Genomic DNA, 20,108 nt, shown 5'->3' on the forward strand with positions numbered 1-20,108 from the left:
AGGCCGGCGTGCGGCGCAACTCGGGCGGTCCCGGCCGCCGCCGCTCAGTTCGCCTGCGAGACCAGCACCGGGTCGGCGCGATAGGCCTCCGGGAACAGCCGCTGCAGGGCCTCGATCTTCGGCAGATCGTTGATCGCGATATAGGGGCTGGTCGGGTGCCGCGTCAGATAGTCCTGGTGGTAGTCCTCGGCCGGGTAGAAGGCATGGCCCGGCTCGATCCTGGTGACGATGGCGGCGTCGAACACCCCGGCCCGGTCCAGCTGCTCGACATAGGCCCTGGCCACCCGCGCCTGTTCCGCATCCGCCGGGAAGATCGCCGAACGGTATTGCGGGCCGATGTCGGGCCCCTGGCGGTTCAGCTGAGTCGGGTCGTGCGCCACCGAGAAGTGGATCTGCAGGATGCGGCCATAGCTGATCCGGCGCGGATCGAAGGTGACCTTCACCGACTCGGCATGGCCGGTGCCGCCGTTGCTCACCAACTCGTAGCGCGCGGCGCCGGCCTCACCGCCGGCATAGCCGGAGATGGCGCTGGTGACGCCCTCGACATGCTGGAACACGCCCTGCACGCCCCAGAAGCAGCCGCCGGCCAGCACCGCGGTCTCCGAGGTCGCGCCGGGGGCGGGACTCTCGTCGACTGCCGGCGGCGGCACCAGCCGCGCCTCTTCGGCCGAGGACCGGGTGACCCACAGGCCGGCCGCAACCGTCAGGATCAGCATCGCGCCGGCCAGGGCCGGCAGGGAAGGAAGGCGCTTCGTGGTCACGATCCGGATCTCCCGTTCGGGCCCGCGCAGGGCCCGGTGTCCCGACAGCCGGTTCGCCGGAAGCGGCCGTCGGGTTACGGGAGACCCGTCGTCGTCGTCACACGTCGAGGTTGGTGACCTTCAACGCGTTCTCCTGGATGAAGTCACGGCGCGGCTCGACCACGTCGCCCATCAGGGTCGAGAACACGTCCTCGGCGTCGTCGGCGTGCTTGACCTCGACGCGCAGCAGCACCCGGGCGTTTGGGTCCAGCGTGGTCTCCCACAGCTGGTCCGGGTTCATCTCGCCCAGCCCCTTGTAGCGCTGCACCGCCAGGCCCTTGCGGCCCTGCTCCAGCACCCGGTCGATCAGGTCCATCGGGCCGGTGATCGGCCATTCCTGGGCGGCCCCCTTCGGGTTCATCCAGGTCAGCACTCCCGGACGGCGGTACAGGGCCTGCAGCTCGCCGGCCATGCGGTCCAGCCGGTGCGCCTCGACCGAGCGGATGATGTCGGCGTCGATCAGGCGGGCCTCGGTCACGCCGCGCAGGGTGCGGCGGAACACCAGCCCGCCGGGCTGGTTGCCCTGCGGCGGCAGCGCCTCGCCCTGCCAGCCGCGCTCGAACTCCGCCGCCAGGGCGTTGAGGCGCTGCGAGACGTAGCTCGCGGCCTCGGCCGCCTGGGTCGGGTTGTGCACCACCTGCGCCGACAGCGCGCCGGCGATCGCCACCTGCTCCACCACGACCCGGTCGCCAACCTTGCGGATCAGCGGCGCCAGCTGGTGCTTCGCATCCAGCGCCTGCTCGATCCGCGCCCGCAGGTCGTTGCCGGCGATCTGGGCCCCGTCGAACGGGGTGAACACCAGGTCGCGCATGCCGATGTCGATCAGATGGGCCTCGAGCGCGGAATCGTCCTTCAGATACACCGCTTCCTTGCCGCGCGCGGCGCGGTACAGCGGCGGCTGGGCGATGTAGAGATAGCCGCGCTCGATCAACTCCGGCATCTGCCGGTAGAAGAAGGTCAGCAGCAGGGTACGGATGTGGCTGCCGTCCACATCCGCGTCGGTCATGATGATGATGCGGTGGTAACGCGCCTTGTCGGCATCGAACTCGTCGCGGATGCCGGTGCCCAGGGCCGTGATCAGCGTGCCGATCTCGGCCGAGGACAGCATCTTGTCCAGCCGCGCCCGCTCCACGTTCAGGATCTTGCCGCGCAGCGGCAGGATCGCCTGGAACTTGCGGTCGCGGCCCTGCTTGGCCGAGCCGCCGGCGCTGTCGCCCTCGACGATGAACAGCTCGGAGTCCGCCGGGTCGCGGTTCTGGCAGTCGGCCAGCTTGCCGGGCAGGGAGGCGAGGTCGAGCGCGCCCTTGCGCCGGGTCAGCTCGCGCGCCTTGCGCGCCGCCTCGCGGGCCGAGGCGGCCTCGACCGCCTTCTGGATCACCCGCTTGGCGTCGTTCGGATGCTCCTCGAACCAGGTGGCCAGCATCTCGTTGACCACCGCCTCGACCACCGGCCGGACCTCGGAGGAGACCAGCTTGTCCTTGGTCTGGCTGGAGAATTTCGGGTCGGGCACCTTCACCGACAGGACGCAGGTCAGGCCTTCGCGGGCGTCGTCGCCGGTCAGCGCCACCTTCTCCTTCTTCAGGATGCCGCTCTCGGTGGCATAGGCGTTCACCTGCCGCGTCAGCGCGCCGCGGAACCCGGCCAGGTGGGTGCCGCCGTCACGCTGCGGGATGTTGTTGGTGAAGCACAACATGGTCTCGTGGTAGCTGTCGTTCCACTGCATCGCCACTTCGACCGTGATGCCGTCGCGATCCGCCGTGATCGTGATCGGCTGGCCATGCAGCGTCTGCTTGGCCTTGTCGAGATAGCTGACGAAGGCCTTCAGCCCGCCCTCGTAATGCATCTCGACGACCTTCGGCTCCGGCCCGCGCGCGTCGGTCAGCGTCAGCTTGACGCCGGAGTTCAGGAAGGCCAGCTCGCGCAGCCGGTGCTCCAGCGTGCCGAAATCGAACTCGGTCTTGGAGAAGGTCTGCTTCGACGGCAGGAAGGTGATGTGGGTGCCGCGCTGGCCGTTCTGCGGCCCGACCGCGGCCAGCGGCGCCTCGCTCTCGCCGTCGCGGAAGCGCATGAACCATTCCTGGCCGTCGCGGAAGATGCGCAGCTCCAGCGTCTCCGACAGCGCGTTCACGACCGAGACGCCGACGCCGTGCAGGCCGCCCGAGACCTTGTACGAGTTCTGGTTGAACTTGCCGCCGGCATGCAGCTGGGTCATCACCACCTCGGCGGCGCTGATGCCCTCCTCCTCATGGATCGCGACCGGGATGCCGCGGCCGTTGTCGGTCACCGAGACCGAGCCGTCGGCGTTCAGCGTCACCGTGACGGTGTCGCAATAGCCGGCCAGCGCCTCGTCGATGGCGTTGTCGACGACCTCGTACACCATGTGGTGCAGACCGGACCCGTCATCGGTGTCGCCGATATACATGCCCGGCCGCTTGCGCACGGCTTCCAGGCCGCGCAGCACGGTGATGGAGCCGGCATCATAGGCGGCTTCTTCATTCGGGATCGCAGAGTCCGACATACTTCTTCATCCGTTTCGTTCCGTCACCCGGGCGTCGTCGACGCCGAAGTGACGTGCCCGGTCGCCGAGCGGCGCGAACAGCGCCGGATCGGTGCCGGTCATCCAGGCCTGGGCGCCAAGCGCCAGGATCTCCTCGTACAGCGCGGCCCGGCGGGTGCCGTCGAGATGCGCCGCCACCTCGTCGAGGAGGAGGAGGGGTGGGGCGCCGCGTTCCCCGGCAAGCAGGCGGGCATTGGCGAGGACGATGCCGATCAGGAGCGCCTTCTGCTCGCCGGTCGAGCACTGCGCCGCCGGCATCGCCTTGGACCGGTGATGGACGGACAGGTCGCTGCGGTGCGGACCTTCCGTCGCGGCGCCGGCCGCGGCGTCGATGCGACGATTATCGCACAGAAGACGACGGAATTCCTCCTCCGCATCCACGGCCGGCCGATCCTCAAGCCACGCCTCGATCCGGCCGTCCACGGCCAGGTCGGCGCGGGGGAACGGCCCCTCCGCCATCAGCGACTCGGCGCCGCGCAGCCGCGCCGCCAGCTCGCGCCGCGCGGCGGCGACGGCGGTGCCGGATGTGGCCATCGTGTCCTCCAGCGCTGTCAGCCAGGCCGGGTCGGCGCGGGATTCCTTCAGCAGCCGGTTGCGCTCGCGCATCGCCCGGTCATAGGCGCCGAGCTGCCCGGCATGATCAGGGTGGAAGCCGAACACCAGCCGGTCGAGGAAGCGGCGGCGCTGGCTCGCGGCGTCGCCGAACAGCCGGTCCATCTGCGGCGTCAGCCAGACCATCGGCGCCCGGGCGCCGAGCGCGGTCTGGCTCGGCGCCGCGCGGCCGTCGATCTGCACGGCGCGGCGGCCCTCGCCGGGCTCCAGCTGCGTGCCCAGCCGGATCTCGCCGGTCGGGGTCAGCAGCCGTGCCGCCACAGCCCAGCCGGCGCCGCCGGCCGCCTGGCGGCGCGTCACCTCGGGCAGCGGCGCCCGGCGCAGGCCGCGCCCCGGCGACAGGAAGGACACCGCCTCCAGCAGGTTGGTCTTGCCGGCGCCGTTCGGCCCGGTCAGCACCACCGGGCGCGGATCCAGCTCGATCCGCAGCTGGGCGTAGCAGCGGAACTCGGTCAGCGTCAGGCGCATCACCGCGATCCGGGCGGGGCGCCCGGAGGAGGCGGCCGCCTGCTCCGGCATGGGGTCCTGGGACATGTGGCTCAAGGCATCCGAAGCGGATGCTTCGCCCCCCTGGTCAGGCAAAGGGGCATGGCCGGCACGTTCGGTTCAAGCCGTCACACCCGCATCGGCATCAGCACGTAGAGCGCGCTGGAATCCGCGGTGTCGCGGACGATGGTCGGCGATCCGGCATCGGCCATGGCGAAGCGGGCACCGTCGCCCTCGATCTGCTGCGTGATATCAAGGAGATAGCGACTGTTGAAGCCGATTTCCAGCCGTGGCGCGTCGTAGCTGACCTCGATCTCCTCGGTGGCGCTGCCCTGTTCGGCCGAATTGGCCGACAGCGTCAGCGAACCGTTCTCCAGGGTCAGCTTCACCGCCCGGCTCTTCTCGGTCGAGATGGTGGAGACGCGGTCGACGGCCTTGGCGAACTCCTTGGCGTCGACCTCGAGGATCTTGTCGTTGCCGCTCGGGATCACCCGCTCATATTCCGGGAAGGTGCCGTCGATCAGCTTCGAGGTCAGCACCACGCCGTCGCCCGCGCTTCCCGGCAGGGTGAAGCGGGTCTTGGTCTCGGACAGCTGCACCTCGACCGTCTCGCCGGTCTCGTCCAGCAGCTTGCGCAGCTCCATCACCGTCTTGCGCGGCACGATCACGCCGGGGATGCCGTCGGCGCCGTCCGGCAGCGGCATCTCGACCCGGGCCAGGCGGTGGCCGTCGGTGGCGACGGCGCGCAGCACCGGCACGGTGTCGGCCGTGGCGGCGTGCAGATAGATGCCGTTCAGGTAGTAGCGCGTCTCCTCGGTCGAGATCGCGAACTTGGTCCGGTCGATCATCACCCGCAGGTCGCCGGCGGCGATGGTGAAGCGGTGGCTCAGATCGCCGCCCGCCATGCTCGGGAAGTCCTCGACCGGCAGGCAGCCGAGCCGGAAGTTCGACCGGCCGGCGCGCAGCGTCAGCGAGCCGCCGTCGGGGTTGGTCTCGATCTCGACCTGGCTGCCGTCCGGCAGCTTGCGGACGATGTCGTACAGGGTGTGGGCCGGGGCGGTGGTGCCGCCCGGGGCCTGGATCTCGGCCGGCACGGATTCGACGATCTCGAGATCCATGTCGGTGGCGGTCAGGCGCAGCGTGCCGCCATCGGCGCGCAGCAGGATGTTGGACAGGATCGGGATGGTGTTGCGCCGCTCCACGACGCTCTGCACATGGCTCAGGCCCTTCAGAAGGGCGGCACGCTCGATGATCAGCTTCATCCCGATTCCACTTCGACGATGCCGGCCGCCGGGAAAGTTCATCGGGGCGGGCAGGGGCCCGGCCGACGCGGCGGGCGCGCACTATAACCGAAAGGCGACGGCGGTGGCGAGTGCCGCGCACGTCCGTCCGCCGCGGTTTTCCCGGTCTTTGCGAGGCCGCGCGGCGGGCGCGCCGGCCCGAGGCGGCGCCTCATGCCGTCCCGGGTTGCGCCGCCGTCTTCACAGCGGTCTCTAACGCTTTGACGATATTGAGTCCGTCAGACCTGCAGCATGCGCCGCAGCAGCTCGACATCCTCGGCGAAGGAGCGGTCCTCGCTGCACAGCTCCTCGACCTTGCGCACGGCGTGCATCACGGTCGTGTGATCCCGTCCGCCGAATTTGCGGCCGATCTCCGGCAGCGAGCGCGGGGTGAGCTGTTTGGACAGGTACATCGCCACCTGGCGCGGCCGGGCCACGGTGCGGGCGCGGCGGGCCGAATGCATGTCGGCGACCTTGATGTTGTAGTGCTCGGCCACCCGCTTCTGGATCTCGTCGATCGTCACCCGGCGGTCGGAGGCGCGCAGCAGGTCGTGCAGCAGCTCCTGGGTCGATTCCAGCGTGATCGGCCGGTGCACCAGCTCGGCATGGGCGGTGATGCGGTTCAGCGCCCCCTCCAGCTCGCGCACGTTGGAGGTGATCTTGTGGGCCAGGAACTCCATCACCTTGGCGGGAATCTCGACCCGCGCCGTCTCCGCCTTGGCCTGCAGGATGCCCAGCCGCAGCTCGTAGGTGGTGGGGTGGATGTCGGCGACCAGGCCCCAGCCGAGACGGGAGCGCAGCCGCTCCTCCATCCCCTCGAGGTCGGAGGGCGACTTGTCGGCCGAGATCACCACTTGGCGGTTCTGGTCCACCAGCGCGTTGAAGGTGTGGAAGAACTCCTCCTGGGTGGAGTCCTTGCCGGAGATGAACTGCACGTCGTCGATCATCAGCACGTCGACCGACCGGAACATCTCCTTGAACGTCATCGTGTCCTTGAAGCGCAGGGCACGGATGAACTGGTACATGAACTTCTCGGCGGACATGTAGAGCACGCGGCGCTCCGGGTGCTTCTGCCGGATGTGCCAGGCGATGGCGTGCATCAGGTGGGTCTTGCCGAGGCCGACACCGCCATAGAGGAACAGCGGGTTGAAGGTGACGCTGTTGGCCTCCGCCACCCGGCGGGCGGCGGCATGGGCCAGCTCGTTCGGCTTGCCGACGACGAAATTGTCGAAGGTGAATCGCTGGTCCAGGACGGCGCCGAACTCGGCCGCCGACTCGGCCGAACGCTCCGGTGCCGGCGACTCGGCGCGCGAGGCCGGCGCGGTCGCCGCCGGCGCGGCGGCTGCGGCCGGCTTCACGGCCAGCCGGTCCGGCACCACGATCACGTCGACGCTGTGGATGTCCGGGTTCTCGGAATGCCAGAGATTGCGGATGCGGTCGGCATAGTGCGCCGCGACCCAGTCGCGCATGAAGCGGGTGGGGGCGGCGATGCGGACCTCGCCGCCGTCGAGGTCGACCACGACCACCGGGCGAAGCCAGCTCTTGAAGGCGCCCTCGCCGACTTCCTCGCGCAACCGGCCGCAGACCCGGGCCCATTGCTGCTCGATCGATGCGATGACTCCCCCCATCGACGACATGCTGCTTCCGACCCCTCCGGCTCCGGCGTCCGCGTCACCCCGTCCGCCCACGATTCGAATTCTACCCGCTACCGTCGACAACGGCATCGGTTCCCCAGCGCGCGGCTGCCATGCTCGCAGAATTCAAACTGTAACAATCATAGTATCACGACAAGCGCGCAGGAACAATTCCTCGCGTTACTTGCGTGACAGAGAAGTGTGTCAGTAAAAATTGAGCGAGTATTGCTCAGGGACGCTCGCGGACTTCTGCCAATCTTCATGATGAAGGCTGGTAGCCGGGCAAGTTGTATCCTGAGGTCGTCCTCACCTGCAGATCCGCAGGTGAACGCAGATCATAGGCAGGGGAGGCGCTGGCTGGCAACGGAACAAAACCGGACCCCGCGAAAACGCAAAAAACGGTCCGGCCGGCGGTCGCATCTGCGCCGCTCCCGCCCCTCCGGGCAAACAAAAAACCGTTCCGCGACCGCCGCCGCGGAACGGCTGTTCGATGATCCGGGCTTAGAGGGCCTTGATGCGGCCGGACAGGCGCGACAGCTTGCGCGCGACCGTGTTCTTATGCAGCACGCCCTTGGTGACGCCGCGCTGCAGCTCCGGCTGCGCCGCCTTGAACGCCTCGGCCGCGGCGGTCTTGTCGCCGGCCAGGATCGCCGTCTCGACCTTCTTGACGAAGGTGCGGATGCGGCTGACGCGGTTGCGGTTCACGAGCGTGCGGCGCTCGGTCTGGCGGATGCGCTTCTCGGCGGACTTGTGGTTGGCCATTGTCGGTCCCGGTTCGGCCCAGCGCGGGCCCAGAAAAAACGAGCGCGCTTCATAGTCCCTTCGGGTCCGGGCGTCAAGCCGAGTCTGGTCCCCGCGCACCCCGGATCGCAGCGCATTCGGGTCGGCCTTGGCAAGCAGAGATGCTTGTTCTATATTTGTTCTCATGCCGATCAAGCCGCCCGACATCGACGAGCTGGAGGACCGGCCGCGCAAGGGGCGCGGCGCGGTCAGCAACCGGACCGGCCGCTTCGAGGCCGCGACCCGGCACCGGGTCGACGACGGTTGGGCCGGGACGGCGCCGGAGGAGGACGAGCCGCCGCTGCGCACGCAACTCCATGTCGACACCGCCCGCACCATCATCACCCGCAACGACTCGCCGGACATCATGTTCGACCGGTCGATCAACCCGTATCGGGGGTGCGAGCACGGCTGCATCTACTGCTTCGCCCGGCCGACCCATGCCTGGCTGGGCCTGTCGCCCGGCCTCGATTTCGAGACGCAACTCTTCTACAAGCCGGACGCGCCGGAGCTGCTGGAGGCGGAGCTGCGGCGCCCCGGCTACGTCCCGGCGGTGATGGCGATGGGCACCAACACCGATCCCTACCAGCCGGTGGAGCGTGAGCTGAAGCTGACCCGCCGGGTGATCGAGGTGCTGTCGCGCTTCAACCACCCGCTCGGCATCGTCACCAAATCGGCGCTGATCACCCGCGACATCGACCTCCTGGCGCCGATGGCGGCCAAGGGGCTGGCCGCCGTCTGCGTCTCGCTGTCGACGCTGGACCGCGAGCTGGCGCGGACGCTGGAGCCGCGGGCGGCGACGCCGCCGCGGCGACTGGAGACGATGCGGCAGCTGGCCCAGGCCGGCATCCCGGTGATCGTGCTGACCTCGCCGATGATCCCGGGCCTCAACGACCATTCGCTGGAGCAGGTGCTGGAGGCGGCGGCCAAGGCCGGGGCCATGGCCGCGGGCTGGACCCTGCTGCGGTTGCCGCTGGAGATCGCCGGCCTGTTCGAGGAATGGCTCGCGGCGCATGCCCCGGACCGGGCCAATCGGGTGATGTCGCTGATCCGCCAGACTCGCGGCGGCAAGCTGTACAAATCCGGCTGGGGCGAGCGGATGCGGGGCGAGGGGCCGGTGGCGGATCTGATCCGCGCCCGCTTCAACCACGCCGTCCGCCGGCTCGGCCTCGACCGCAAGCGCTGGACCCTCGACACCAGCCAGTTCTCCCCGCCGCCGCGGCCGGGCGACCAGTTGAGGCTGTTCTAGCTCCGACCGTCCGGACTTGGCTCTGAGGGCTGTCGGCGCTAATAGGCCGTTTGGAAATGCGCTGGCGTGAGTCGGCTGGCGGTGGTTTCGAGAACCGGAGCGCAGCGGACATGAAGGTCCGTGAGCACCGGAAGCGGAGAAACCGCCGTCAGGCGGCCATGCCAGTAGCATTTGCAGACGGCCGGGGGCGGGATGCCGGATTGGAGTCTTGAAATCGAATGCGGCGCCCCGGCGAGGAGGGTCGCCGGGCTGGACGAGGTCGGCCGCGGCCCGCTGGCCGGCCCGGTCCTGGCCGCGGCCGTGGTGCTGACCCGGCCGCTCGACCCCGAGCTCGCATCCCTGATCGACGACAGCAAGGTGCTGACGACGCAGCGGCGAGAGGCGCTGGTGCCGCGCATCCGGGCGGTGGCGCAGGTCGGATTCGGCTGGGCCTCGGTCGAGGAGATCGACCGAATCAACATCCTACAGGCCAGCATGCTGGCGATGCGGCGGGCGGTCGAGGCGCTGCCCGAGCGCCCGGAGATGGCCCTCGTCGACGGCAACAAGCTGCCCGACGGCCTGCCCTGCGACGGTCGTGCGGTGGTCGATGGCGATGCGCTGTCGCTGTCGATCGCGGCGGCCTCGATCCTCGCAAAAGTTGTGCGCGACCACGAGATGTTGCGTCTCTCCACCCTCCATCCCGGCTATGGGTGGGAACGCAACGTCGGCTACGGCACGCCCGAGCATATCGCCGCGCTCGACCGGATCGGGGTCTGCGAGCACCATCGCCGGTCGTTTGCCCCGGTGATGCAGCGACTCGCCATAAGAGGCTGATTCAAACGGGGGATTGACGGCGACTCCGAGGCGAATCATCGTCGCCTCATGAGCGAATCACCCTCCATCACCGACCGGCTGCCGCCGGGCTGCCGTATCGTCCTCGGCGACTGCATCTCGGCGATGCGGTCGCTGCCCGCCGGCTCGGTCGATTGCGTGTTCGCCGACCCGCCCTACAATTTGCAGTTGGGCGGAGAGCTGCGCCGGCCGGACGAGAGCCGGGTCGACGGCGTCGACGCCGAGTGGGACAAGTTCAGCGACCTCGCCACCTATGACCGCTTCACCCGCGACTGGCTGGCGGCGGCGCGCCATGCGCTGAAGGACGACGGCACGCTGTGGGTGATCGGCACCTATCACAACATCTTCCGGGTCGGCGCCATCCTGCAGGATCTCGGCTTCTGGATCCTGAACGACATCGTCTGGCGCAAATCGAACCCGATGCCGAACTTCCGCGGCACCCGCTTCACCAACGCGCATGAGACGCTGATCTGGGCCGCCAAGTCGCCCGACAGCCGCTACACCTTCAACTACGACGCCATGAAGGCGCTGAACGAGGAACTGCAGATGCGCAGCGACTGGACGCTGCCGATCTGCAGCGGCGGCGAGCGGCTGAAGATCGACGGCCGCAAGGCGCATCCGACGCAGAAGCCCGAGGCGCTCCTGTGGCGCGTGCTGCTGTCCTCGACCCGGGCGGGGGAGACCATCCTCGACCCGTTCTTCGGCAGCGGCACCACCGGCGCCGTGGCCAAGCGCCTGGGCCGCAAGTTCATCGGCGTCGAGCGCGAGGAGGTCTATGCCCGCGTCGCCGCCCAGCGCATCGCCGCGATCGAGGCGCCGGCGGACCCGACCGTGCTCGACACCCTGTCGAAGCGCCAGGCGCCGCGCGTGCCCTTCGGCTGGGTGGTGGAACGCGGCATGCTGCGGCCGGGCGACCGGCTGTTCGACACCCAGCGCCGCTATGTCGCCAAGGTGCGGGCCGACGGCACGCTGATCGCCAGCAACGGCCAGGGCGACCATGCCGGGTCGATCCACCGGGTCGGCGCGGCGCTGCAGGGCGCGCCCTCCTGCAACGGCTGGACCTTCTGGCATTATGAGGCCCAGCGCGACCGGCTGGCCCCGATCGATCTGCTGCGCCAGAAGATCCGGGCCGAGATGGCGGTGCACTGAGGCGGCGCCGTCTCAACTCATTCCGTCAACCGGTTGTATTTCCGAAGGATCTCCCGCAGGCGGTCATGCGGGATCGCATGCAGGGTGTTGCCGTCGCGGCCGGTCATGGTCTCGGCCGCGACCAGGGCGTTGACGATCGCCTCCTCGGTCGCCTGGGCCGCGGCCTCGATCAGCCCGTCCATCGCGTCGTTCGGCAGCACCTGCACCATCCGGCTGTCCTTGCGGCTGAAGGCGCCGGGATTGGCGGTGGAGAAGGCCAGAAAGATGTCGCCGCTGCCATTGGCGCCGGTGCCGCCGGTGCGGGCGATGCCGATCGGCGCCCGCCGCGCCAGCCGCTTCAGCTGGTGCGGCAGCAGCGGCGCGTCGGTGGCGATCACCACGATGATCGATCCCGTGTCGCGGTCCCAGGCCAGGTCGGGCAGCAGGTCCGGGATCTCCCGCCCGACCGGGACGCCGGCGATCGTCAGGTTCCGGCGGCGGCCGAAATTGCCCTGCACCAGCACGCCGACGGCATGGCCGCCGTGCTCGGGTGAGAGCTGACGCGAAGCCGTGCCTGTACCGCCCTTGAATCCGAACAAGGACATGCCGGTGCCGCCGCCGACATTGCCCTCGGCCACCGGGCCCGGCCTGGCGCCGTCCAGCGCTTCGACCGCATGCTGCGCCGTGACGTGGAAACCGTTGATGTCGTTCAGAATGCCGTCCCAGGTCTCGGCCACCACCGGCAGGCACCAGTAGAGGTCGTGGGCCAGCGGCGCCACCAGCCCGCGGCGGCCCTGCCAGCCGATCACGGCGTCGCGCACGACACCGACGCTGTGGCTGTTGGTGATCATCACCGGCCCTTCGAGGAAGCCCGATTCCTCGATCCAGATGGTTCCGGTCATCTCGCCATTGCCGTTCAGCACGGCGGTGCCGGCGAAGACCGGGTCGAAGACGCGGCCGCGCGGCAGGATGGCGGTGACGCCGGTGCGCACCGGCCCCCGCCCGACCTCCAGCCTGCCGTCGCCGGCGATGATGGTGGCAGCGCCGACCTCGACCCCCGCGACATCGGTGATGGCGTTAAGCGGCCCGGGCTCGCCGTCGAAGGGGATGCCCAGGTCGCGGGCCCTCGGCTTCTGGGTCATCGGCGGCTCCTCGGCTGCGTTGCCCTTCCGGGCTAGCGCGACGGCGGCGCACTTGTCCATGCCGGTCAGCCGGGGCGTTGCCGGACCAGCCGCTTGGGCGCCACCTCCCGCCAGGCCTCCGCCACCAGCGACCCGATCTGCTCGTCGTCGACCTGCGGCAGAGCGACGAAGGTCCAGGCCAGCCGGCCCCAGCGCGCCGGGGTGAAGGCCTCGGGATGCGCCGCGAACAGCATCTCCTGATGGTCGTGCGGCAGCTTCAGCACCGCCCGTCGTTCCGCCGGGCGCAGCACGGCGAAGATCCTGCCGCCGACCCGGAAGGACGGCCGCTCCCAATGCGCCTCCTCCGTCACCTCCGGCAGGGCCAGCGCGGCGCGCCGGACCGTCTCCTCATCCGCCATCTCGGGTCTCCCTCCCGTCCCGCCGCAAGGATGCGCGCCTGCGCCCTGGTTTGCCTGGAGAATATTTGCGGCTATGCTGCCGGCCTCACAGCGCAGGAGAGGCCCTGATGGAGCGCAGGACGGAACGGCACTTCACCCGCCCCGTCACGCTGCCTCCGTCGAGCCGCCATGCCTCTCCTTGCCGCCGAGTCGCTGTCCCACCACACCCCTGACCACCGCCCGCTCTTCGAGGATCTGACGCTCGCCTTCGGGGCGGAGCGGACCGGCCTCGTCTGCCGCAACGGCGTCGGCAAATCCACGCTGCTGCGCCTGCTGCTGGGCGAGCTCCCGCCGCAATCCGGCCGCGTCCGCCGGCAGGGCCGCATCGGGCATCTGCCGCAGACCGTCCGGATCGAGCCGGGCATGGCCGCCGCCGATGCCCTCGGCATCGCCCCGGCCCTGGCCCGGCTCGACCGGCTGCTGGCGGGGCAGGGCAGCGAGGAGGATCTCGCTGCCGCCGACTGGACGGTGGAGGAGCGGGCGGCCGCGGCGCTGCCCCGGCTCGGCCTGCCGGCCGATCTCGACCTGCGCCGGCCGCTCGGCACCCTGAGCGGCGGCGAGGCGACCCGGCTGGCCCTGGCCGGGCTGCTGGTCGATCCGCCGGAGATGCTGGTGCTGGACGAGCCGACCAACAACCTCGACGCCGATGGCCGCGACGCCATCTGCGCGCTGCTGGAGGAATGGCGCGGCGGCGCCCTGGTGGTCAGCCACGACCGCGAGGTGCTGCGCCGGATGGACAGGATCGTCGAGCTCTCCGGCCTGGGCGCGCGAAGCTATGGCGGCAACTGGGACGACCACCGGGCCCGGCGCGAGGCCGATGCCGAGTCGGCGCGGCGCAACCTGGCCCATGCCGAGCAGGAGGTGGCGCGGCTGGCGCGGGAGCGGCAGGCGGCGCTGGAGCGCAAGGCCCGCAGTGACGCCCGCGGCCGGAGAGCCCGCGCCGACGGCAGCCAGTCCAAGCTCCTGCTCGATGCCGCCAAGGAGCGGGCCGGGCAGACCCAGGCGCGCCAGAGCGGCCTGCGGGAGCGCCGGGAGGAAACCGCCGAGGCGGCGCTGGCCGAGGCCCGCGCCGCGGTCGAGCGGGTGGAGACGCTGGGAGTCTCGTTGCCCTCCACGGGGCTCGCCGCCGGCACCCGTGTGCTCGCCTTCGAGCACGTCTCCTGGACGCCACCGGGCGCGGCCGGGCCGGTGCTGCGCGACCTGTCCTTCACCCTGGTCGGGCCGGAGCGGGTGGCTGCGACCGGGCCGAACGGCGCCGGCAAGTCGACGCTGTTTCGCCTCGCGGCCGGGGAACTGGAGCCGCAGGAAGGGACGGTCCGGCGCTTCGGCGGCGGCGTCGCCATGCTCGACCAGCGGGCCGGCGGACTGAGGCCGGACCGCACCATCCTGGAGAATTTCCGGACGATGCATCCGGACGCGACCGACAATGCCTGCCGGACGGCGCTGGCGCGCTTCCTGTTCCGGGCCGACGCGGCCCTCTGCCAGGTCGGCGATCTCAGCGGCGGCGAGACCTTGCGGGCGGCTCTCGCCTGCGTGCTGGGCGGGCCGCGGCCGCCCCGGCTGCTGATCCTGGACGAGCCGACCAACCATCTCGACCTCGACTCGATCGCGGCGATCGAGCGGGCGGTGGCCGCCTATGACGGGGCGCTGCTGGTCGCCAGCCACGACCCCGACTTCCTCGAGGCGGTCGGCATCGGCAGGGTCATCGACCTGAGCAAATGAGCAGAACGGAAAAGCGGGCCCGAAGGCCCGCTTCCCCCGCACGCACTGAGAAGGCGGAGCTTAATCCAGCCCTTCGAACAGCGCGGTCGACAGGTAGCGCTCGGCGATCGAGGGCACGATCACGACGATCTTCTTGCCTTCGTTCTCCGGCCGGGCGCCGACCTCGAGCGCCGCGGCCAGGGCGGCGCCGGAGGAGATGCCGGCCGGCAGCCCCTCCAGCTTCGCGACCTGGCGGGCGACCTGGAAGGCCCGTTCGTTCGAGATCCGCACGACCTCGTCGATGATCTTGGTGTTCAGCACCGAGGGAACGAAGCCGGCGCCGATGCCCTGGATCTTGTGCGGGCCCGGGTTGCCGCCGGACAGCACCGGGCTGTCCTCCGGCTCCACCGCGATGGCCGTGAAGCTCGGCTTGCGCTGCTTGATCACCTCGGAGACGCCGGTGATGGTGCCGCCGGTGCCGACGCCGGAGATCAGGATGTCGACGCCGCCCTGGGTGTCGTTCCAGATCTCCTCGGCCGTGGTGCGGCGGTGGATCTCCGGGTTGGCCGGGTTCTCGAACTGCTGCGGGATGATCGCGTTCGGGATGCTGTTGACCAGCTCCTCGGCCTTGGCGATGGCGCCCTTCATCCCCTTCGGGCCTTCGGTCAGATGCAGCTCGGCGCCCAGCAGCTTCAGCATCTTGCGCCGTTCGACCGACATGGTCTCGGGCATGGTCAGGATCAGGCGGTAGCCCTTGGCCGCGGCGACGAAGGCCAGCGCGATGCCGGTGTTGCCCGAGGTCGGCTCGATCAGGGTGCTGACGCCCGGCTTGATCCTGCCCGACGCCTCCAGCGCCTCGATCATCGCTAGGCCGATGCGGTCCTTCACGCTCGACAGCGGGTTGAAGAACTCCAGCTTCGCCAGGATATCGGCCCTGGCGTCATGCGCCTCGGCCAGCTTCTTCACCCGCACCAGAGGGGTCGCCCCGATGGTGTCCAGGATCGAATCGTAGATCTTGCCTCGGAACTCGGTCTTCCCGGCGGCGGAAGAGGACATATTACTCTCCAGGGGCGTTAAATAAGCCGATCAACATTTATACGCGTCGGCCCTGGGGAAGGCCAGCCGCTCGGACCGGCTCAGATCGAGAAGTCCACGGGGGCGGCCCGTTCGCGCGGGATGCCCCTGTCGCGCGCCTGGTTGGCGAGATCCTCGATGGTCAGGGAATCGAGCTTGCGCACCGCCTCCTCCTGCAGCTCGTGCCACAGCGGCCGCACGATCTCCTGCCCCAGGCGGGAGCCGGGCGGCAGCGAGTCCTCGTCGTCGGTCGCGGTCTCCAGCGACCGGATGGCGCGCACGATCTCGCCGACGGTGATGCGCCGGCGCTCCCGCGCCAGGCGATAGCCGCCGCGCGGCCCGCGCACCCCGGTCAGGATGTCGACCCGGACCAGCTGCTGCAGCACCTGTTCCAGGTACCGGCGCGGGATGCCCTGGCGCTTGGTGATCTCGGCGCTCTGCACCGGCGTGTCGACCGCGTTGTAGGCGATGTCGAGAACCGCCTCGATCGCGAACAGCATCTTCTTCGGCAGTCGAAACATCCGTCAGGCTCCCGTTCCGGTGGACCCGTAGCCGCCCGCACCGCGGGCGGTGGTGTCGAGGCTCGGCTGTTCGTCCCAGGCGACGGTCGCGTGGCGGGCCACGACCATCTGGGCGATCCGCATGCCCCGGGTGATGGCGACCGGCTCGTCGCCGTGGTTGATCAGCACGACGCCGATCTCGCCGCGATAATCCGAATCGATCGTGCCCGGCGCGTTGACGATGGTGATGCCGTGCTTGAGGGCGAGGCCGGAGCGCGGGCGCACCTGCGCCTCCCAGCCGCGCGGCAGGGCGATGGCGATGCCGGTCGGGATCAGCACCCGGCGCCCGGGCGCCACCGTCACCGGCTCCGCCACCGCCGCCAGCAGGTCCAGCCCGGCCGAGTCTGCCGTGGCGGCGGCGGGCAGGGGCAGGCCCAAGCCATGCGGCAGGCGGGTGACGGCAATGGAGACGGCTTCGGTCATCGGATCGGGTTCAACCTTTCTCGAAGTGGCGGGCGATCGCACCGGCCAGGCGGGTGCCGATATCGGCCTTGCTCAGCCGTGGCCAGGTCTCGGCGCCGTCGGCGGTGATCAGGTGCAGGATGTTCGAATCGCCGCCGAAGGCCTGGGTACCCGGCGACACGTCGTTGGCCAGGATCCAGTCGCAGCCCTTTCGGGCGCGCTTGGCCTGGGCGTGCGCCACCACGTCCTGCGTCTCGGCGGCGAAACCCACCACCAGCGCCGGGCGGTCTGGCCCCGGGGCGCTCAGCGTCGCCAGGATGTCCGGGTTCTCGGCCAGGGTCAGGGCCGGCGGTCCGCCGGCGCCCTTCTTGATCTTCTGTCCGGAGGGCGCGGCGACCCGCCAGTCGGCCACAGCCGCGGCGCAGACCGCGATATCGGCCGGCAGGGCGGCGCGGCACGCGGCCATCATCTCGTCCGCCGTCTCGATCGGCACCACGGTGACGCCGGGCGGCGGCGGCTCATGGGTCGGCCCGGTCACCAGCGTCACCCGCGCCCCGGCCTGGTGCAGCGCCGCGGCGATGGCGTGGCCCTGCTTGCCGGAGGAGCGGTTGGCGATGTAGCGCACCGGGTCGATCGGCTCATGGGTCGGGCCGCTGGTGACGACGGCGTGGCGGCCCTTCAGCGGCCCGCCGGTGCCGGAGCGGTCGACCTCGGCGAAATAGGCCTCGACGGCGGCGACGATCTCCAGCGGCTCGGCCATGCGGCCGAAGCCGTATTCGCCGCAGGCCATCTCGCCCTGGTTCGGCCCGACGACGCGCACCCCGCGGCGCTGCAGCAACGCCAGGTTGTCCCGAGTCGCCGGATGCTCCCACATCCGGACGTTCATCGCCGGCGCCGCCAGCACCGGCTTGTCGGTGGCGAGGAGGGCGGTGGTGGCCAGGTCGTCGGCCAGCCCGGCCGCCATCCGCGCCAGGATGTTGGCGGTGGCCGGGGCCACCACCAGCAGGTCGGCGTCGCGCGACAGCCGGATGTGGCCCATCTCCGATTCGTCGGTCAGCGAGAACAGCTCGCCATAGACCTTGTCCTCGGTCAGGGCGGCGACGGCGAGGGGGGTGACGAATTCGGTCGCGGCCTTGGTCAGGATGCAGCGCACCCGGGCGCCGCGTTCGCGCAGCCGCCGGATCAGGTCCAGCGACTTGTAGGCGGCGATGCCGCCGGCGATGACCAGCAGGATGCGGCGGTCGCGCAGCGTCAGCGTCACGGCATGTCCCCAGGGACGGCGGAGGGCGAACTACATCGCATGAATGTTCTTTAGGGCCCTCGGCCGGATTCGGCAAGCATTACGATCGCCGGCTGCGACGAAATGCGCGACAGGGGGCGTGAAATCAGCCGAAGCTCAGTCTTCGGGCGTGATGGCGACGGTCTCCGTGCTGCCGCCGTCGAGATACAGATTCCCGATCTCACGCGCCGAGCCGTCGGCCAAGGTGACCCGGAGGTCGAAGCCGGCATCGCCCCCGGCGTCATGGACGATCCCGAGCGTCCGGCCGGGGGCGAGCAGAGGATCGGAACGACCGATCAGCTCTATCCCCACGATGGCCTGTCCCGATCGATTGTCGATGTTGACGCGCGTCGGTGCCGGCGCGTCGTACTGCGCCCTGCCGACGGCGACGCCGACCACCAGGCCCAGCGGGCCCGCGAGCGCGAGGAGACCCTTCTTCATCGCACCCCCTCAGCCCCCTCAGGACGATGTTTCAGATCCGCCAGCCGGTGTGGATCGCGGCAATGCCGCCGGAGAGATTGGTCCAGCGCACCCGCTCCAGCCCCGCCGCCTCGATCCGCTCGGCCAGGGTCGGCTGGTCGGGGAAGCGGCGGATGCTCTCGACCAGGTAGCGGTAGCTGTCCTCGTCCTTGGCCACCACCTTGCCCATCCGCGGGATCACGGCGCGGGAATAGAGGTCGTAGGCGCGGTCGAGGCCCGGCAGCACGACGCGGCTGAACTCCAGGCAGAAGAAGCGCCCGCCCGGCTTCAGCACGCGCCGCGCCTCGCGCAGCGCGTCGTCGATCCGGGTCACGTTCCTGAGGCCGAAGGAGATGGTGTAGACGTCGACCGACCGGTCGGCGACCGGCAGCGATTCGGCGTTGCCGACCATGTGCAGGATCGGGCCGACCCAGCCGCGGTCGATCGCCCGGTCGCGGCCGACCGCGACCATGCCCTCGGTCAGGTCGCAGATGATGGCGCGGGCGCCCTGGCCTGTACTGTCCACGCCGGCGCGGTCGAGGAAGCGGAAGGCGATGTCGCCGGTGCCGCCGGCCACGTCCAGCAGGACCTCGCCGGGGCGGGGCCGGATCGCCGCGATGAACTGGGTCTTCCACAGCCGGTGGATGCCGCCGCTCATCAGGTCGTTCATCAGGTCGTAGCGGCGGGCGACGCTGGTGAAGACGCCGTGGACGCGCTGCGTCTTCTCCGTCGGATCGACTTCGGTGTCGCCGAACCAGCGGCTTTCGGGGTTGCGTTGCCTGTCGCTCATGGCCGGGACCATAGCGTCCGGCGCCGGCTCGTGCCAGTGTGCCGGCCATGCCCGAGCTACCCGAAGTCGAAACCGTCCGCCGCGGCCTGGCGCCCGTCCTGGAAGGTCAGCGCCTGGCCCGCGTCGAACAGCGCCGCCCCGATCTGCGCTTCCCCTTGCCCGAGCGCATGGCCGAGCGGCTGACCGGCCGGCGAATCACGCGGCTCGACCGCCGCGCCAAATACCTGCTGCTGCATCTCGACGACGGCATGGTGCTGCTGATCCATCTCGGCATGTCCGGCCGGATGATGGTCAGCCGGGGGCGGCCGGACATCGTCAGCCCGCACGACCATGTGGTGTTCGAGACCGAATCCGGCTCGGTCGTTACCTTCAACGACACCCGCCGCTTCGGCATGATGGACCTGGTCAGCCAGAACGCCCTGCATGCCCACAAGGCGCTGGAGGCGCTGGGGCCGGAGCCGCTGTCGGACGAATTCGACGCCGCGTATCTCGACCAGGCGCTGGCCCGCAAGATCACGCCGATCAAGGCGGCGCTGCTGGACCAGCGGGTCGTCGCCGGGCTCGGCAACATCTATGTCTGCGAGGCGCTGTGGGCGGCGCATATCTCGCCGCGCCGGGTCGCCGCCTCGGTCGCCGGCGTGCGGGCGGCGCGGCTGGTGCCGGAGATCAAGGCGGTGCTGCTCCGCGCCATCGAGGCCGGCGGGTCGTCCCTGCGCGACCATGTCCAGGTCAATGGCGAGCTCGGCTATTTCCAGCATTCCTGGTCGGTCTACGACCGGGAGGGAGAGCCGTGCCGGACGCCGGGATGCCGGGGCACGATCCGGCGGATCGTGCAGTCCGGCCGCAGCACCTTCTTCTGCCCGGTCTGCCAGCGCTGACCGGGCGTTCGATCAATCCGAGACCCGAT

At 70.2% G+C, this 20,108-nt stretch carries 19 protein-coding genes; 5 read left to right on the forward strand and 14 right to left on the reverse strand.

Annotated elements, in window-relative coordinates:
• Positions 1–44: 44 nt before the first annotated feature.
• The 6 genes from msrA to rpsT all read right to left on the reverse strand — a co-directional run bounded on the left by msrA (position 45) and on the right by rpsT (position 8,131).
• The gene (gene msrA, locus G537_RS0115210) at positions 45–761 is read right to left on the reverse strand and encodes a peptide-methionine (S)-S-oxide reductase MsrA (RefSeq protein WP_211230390.1); all 717 of its coding nucleotides are present in this window, start codon (positions 759–761) and stop codon (positions 45–47) included.
• A 97-nt stretch (positions 762–858) separates the two neighbouring features.
• Positions 859–3,318 carry a DNA topoisomerase (ATP-hydrolyzing) subunit B gene (gene gyrB / locus G537_RS0115215; protein ID WP_026870855.1) on the reverse strand — a complete coding sequence of 820 codons (2,460 nt, stop codon included), beginning with the start codon at positions 3,316–3,318 and terminating at the stop codon, positions 859–861.
• A gap of 6 nt (positions 3,319–3,324) precedes the next feature.
• Positions 3,325–4,503: a DNA replication/repair protein RecF gene (recF, locus tag G537_RS0115220; protein WP_245579027.1), complete on the reverse strand. Its 1,179-nt coding sequence runs from the start codon at positions 4,501–4,503 to the stop codon at positions 3,325–3,327.
• An 80-nt stretch (positions 4,504–4,583) separates the two neighbouring features.
• Positions 4,584–5,717 (reverse strand): DNA polymerase III subunit beta, encoded by a 1,134-nt coding sequence (gene dnaN, locus G537_RS0115225; RefSeq protein ID WP_026870857.1) that lies wholly within the window; start codon positions 5,715–5,717, stop codon positions 4,584–4,586.
• Positions 5,718–5,974: 257 nt separating this feature from the next.
• On the reverse strand, positions 5,975–7,363 hold the full coding sequence (gene dnaA / locus G537_RS0115230) for a chromosomal replication initiator protein DnaA (protein ID WP_064742143.1): 1,389 nt from the start codon (positions 7,361–7,363) through the stop codon (positions 5,975–5,977).
• 507 nt (positions 7,364–7,870) lie between these two features.
• Entirely contained in the window at positions 7,871–8,131 is a 261-nt protein-coding gene (rpsT, locus tag G537_RS0115235) for a 30S ribosomal protein S20 (protein ID WP_026870859.1), read from the reverse strand.
• A gap of 163 nt (positions 8,132–8,294) precedes the next feature.
• Here rpsT and G537_RS0115240 point away from each other — a divergent pair, with 163 nt between their 5' ends.
• The 3 genes from G537_RS0115240 to G537_RS0115250 all read left to right on the forward strand — a co-directional run bounded on the left by G537_RS0115240 (position 8,295) and on the right by G537_RS0115250 (position 11,378).
• Positions 8,295–9,398 carry a PA0069 family radical SAM protein gene (locus G537_RS0115240; RefSeq protein WP_081688824.1) on the forward strand — a complete coding sequence of 368 codons (1,104 nt, stop codon included), beginning with the start codon at positions 8,295–8,297 and terminating at the stop codon, positions 9,396–9,398.
• Between the two features lie 192 nt (positions 9,399–9,590).
• Positions 9,591–10,211 (forward strand): ribonuclease HII, encoded by a 621-nt coding sequence (locus tag G537_RS0115245; protein WP_026870861.1) that lies wholly within the window; start codon positions 9,591–9,593, stop codon positions 10,209–10,211.
• A gap of 48 nt (positions 10,212–10,259) precedes the next feature.
• Complete coding sequence (locus tag G537_RS0115250) at positions 10,260–11,378, forward strand: site-specific DNA-methyltransferase (protein ID WP_051248442.1); 1,119 nt, start codon at positions 10,260–10,262, stop codon at positions 11,376–11,378.
• 17 nt (positions 11,379–11,395) lie between these two features.
• Here G537_RS0115250 and G537_RS38130 read toward each other — a convergent pair whose 3' ends face one another.
• Positions 11,396–12,499 (reverse strand): DmpA family aminopeptidase, encoded by a 1,104-nt coding sequence (locus G537_RS38130; protein ID WP_051248443.1) that lies wholly within the window; start codon positions 12,497–12,499, stop codon positions 11,396–11,398.
• 65 nt (positions 12,500–12,564) lie between these two features.
• The gene (locus G537_RS0115260; RefSeq protein ID WP_026870863.1) at positions 12,565–12,897 is read right to left on the reverse strand and encodes an MmcQ/YjbR family DNA-binding protein; all 333 of its coding nucleotides are present in this window, start codon (positions 12,895–12,897) and stop codon (positions 12,565–12,567) included.
• Between the two features lie 168 nt (positions 12,898–13,065).
• On the opposite strand from G537_RS0115260, the gene G537_RS0115265 reads away from it, so the two are divergent.
• The gene (locus G537_RS0115265; RefSeq protein ID WP_026870864.1) at positions 13,066–14,658 is read left to right on the forward strand and encodes an ABC-F family ATP-binding cassette domain-containing protein; all 1,593 of its coding nucleotides are present in this window, start codon (positions 13,066–13,068) and stop codon (positions 14,656–14,658) included.
• A 60-nt stretch (positions 14,659–14,718) separates the two neighbouring features.
• Here G537_RS0115265 and cysK read toward each other — a convergent pair whose 3' ends face one another.
• From cysK to G537_RS0115295, 6 genes are all read right to left on the reverse strand, one after another.
• Complete coding sequence (cysK, locus tag G537_RS0115270) at positions 14,719–15,693, reverse strand: cysteine synthase A (RefSeq protein WP_026870865.1); 975 nt, start codon at positions 15,691–15,693, stop codon at positions 14,719–14,721.
• Between the two features lie 80 nt (positions 15,694–15,773).
• Positions 15,774–16,232, reverse strand: coding sequence for an RrF2 family transcriptional regulator (locus G537_RS0115275; RefSeq protein WP_026870866.1), 459 nt, complete (start codon positions 16,230–16,232; stop codon positions 15,774–15,776).
• Positions 16,233–16,235: 3 nt separating this feature from the next.
• Positions 16,236–16,694, reverse strand: coding sequence for a dUTP diphosphatase (gene dut / locus G537_RS0115280; RefSeq protein ID WP_026870867.1), 459 nt, complete (start codon positions 16,692–16,694; stop codon positions 16,236–16,238).
• A gap of 10 nt (positions 16,695–16,704) precedes the next feature.
• Positions 16,705–17,934, reverse strand: coding sequence for a bifunctional phosphopantothenoylcysteine decarboxylase/phosphopantothenate--cysteine ligase CoaBC (gene coaBC, locus G537_RS0115285; RefSeq protein WP_026870868.1), 1,230 nt, complete (start codon positions 17,932–17,934; stop codon positions 16,705–16,707).
• Between the two features lie 135 nt (positions 17,935–18,069).
• Positions 18,070–18,393, reverse strand: a complete 324-nt coding sequence (locus G537_RS0115290; RefSeq protein WP_026870869.1) for a hypothetical protein — start codon at positions 18,391–18,393, stop codon at positions 18,070–18,072.
• A gap of 31 nt (positions 18,394–18,424) precedes the next feature.
• Entirely contained in the window at positions 18,425–19,201 is a 777-nt protein-coding gene (locus G537_RS0115295; RefSeq protein ID WP_026870870.1) for a class I SAM-dependent methyltransferase, read from the reverse strand.
• Positions 19,202–19,248: 47 nt separating this feature from the next.
• On the opposite strand from G537_RS0115295, the gene mutM reads away from it, so the two are divergent.
• Positions 19,249–20,079 carry a bifunctional DNA-formamidopyrimidine glycosylase/DNA-(apurinic or apyrimidinic site) lyase gene (gene mutM, locus G537_RS0115300; protein ID WP_026870871.1) on the forward strand — a complete coding sequence of 277 codons (831 nt, stop codon included), beginning with the start codon at positions 19,249–19,251 and terminating at the stop codon, positions 20,077–20,079.
• The last annotated feature ends 29 nt before the right edge of the window (positions 20,080–20,108 follow it).

The sequence above is a fragment of the Inquilinus limosus DSM 16000 genome (assembly GCF_000423185.1).
Taxonomy (GTDB): domain Bacteria; phylum Pseudomonadota; class Alphaproteobacteria; order DSM-16000; family Inquilinaceae; genus Inquilinus; species Inquilinus limosus.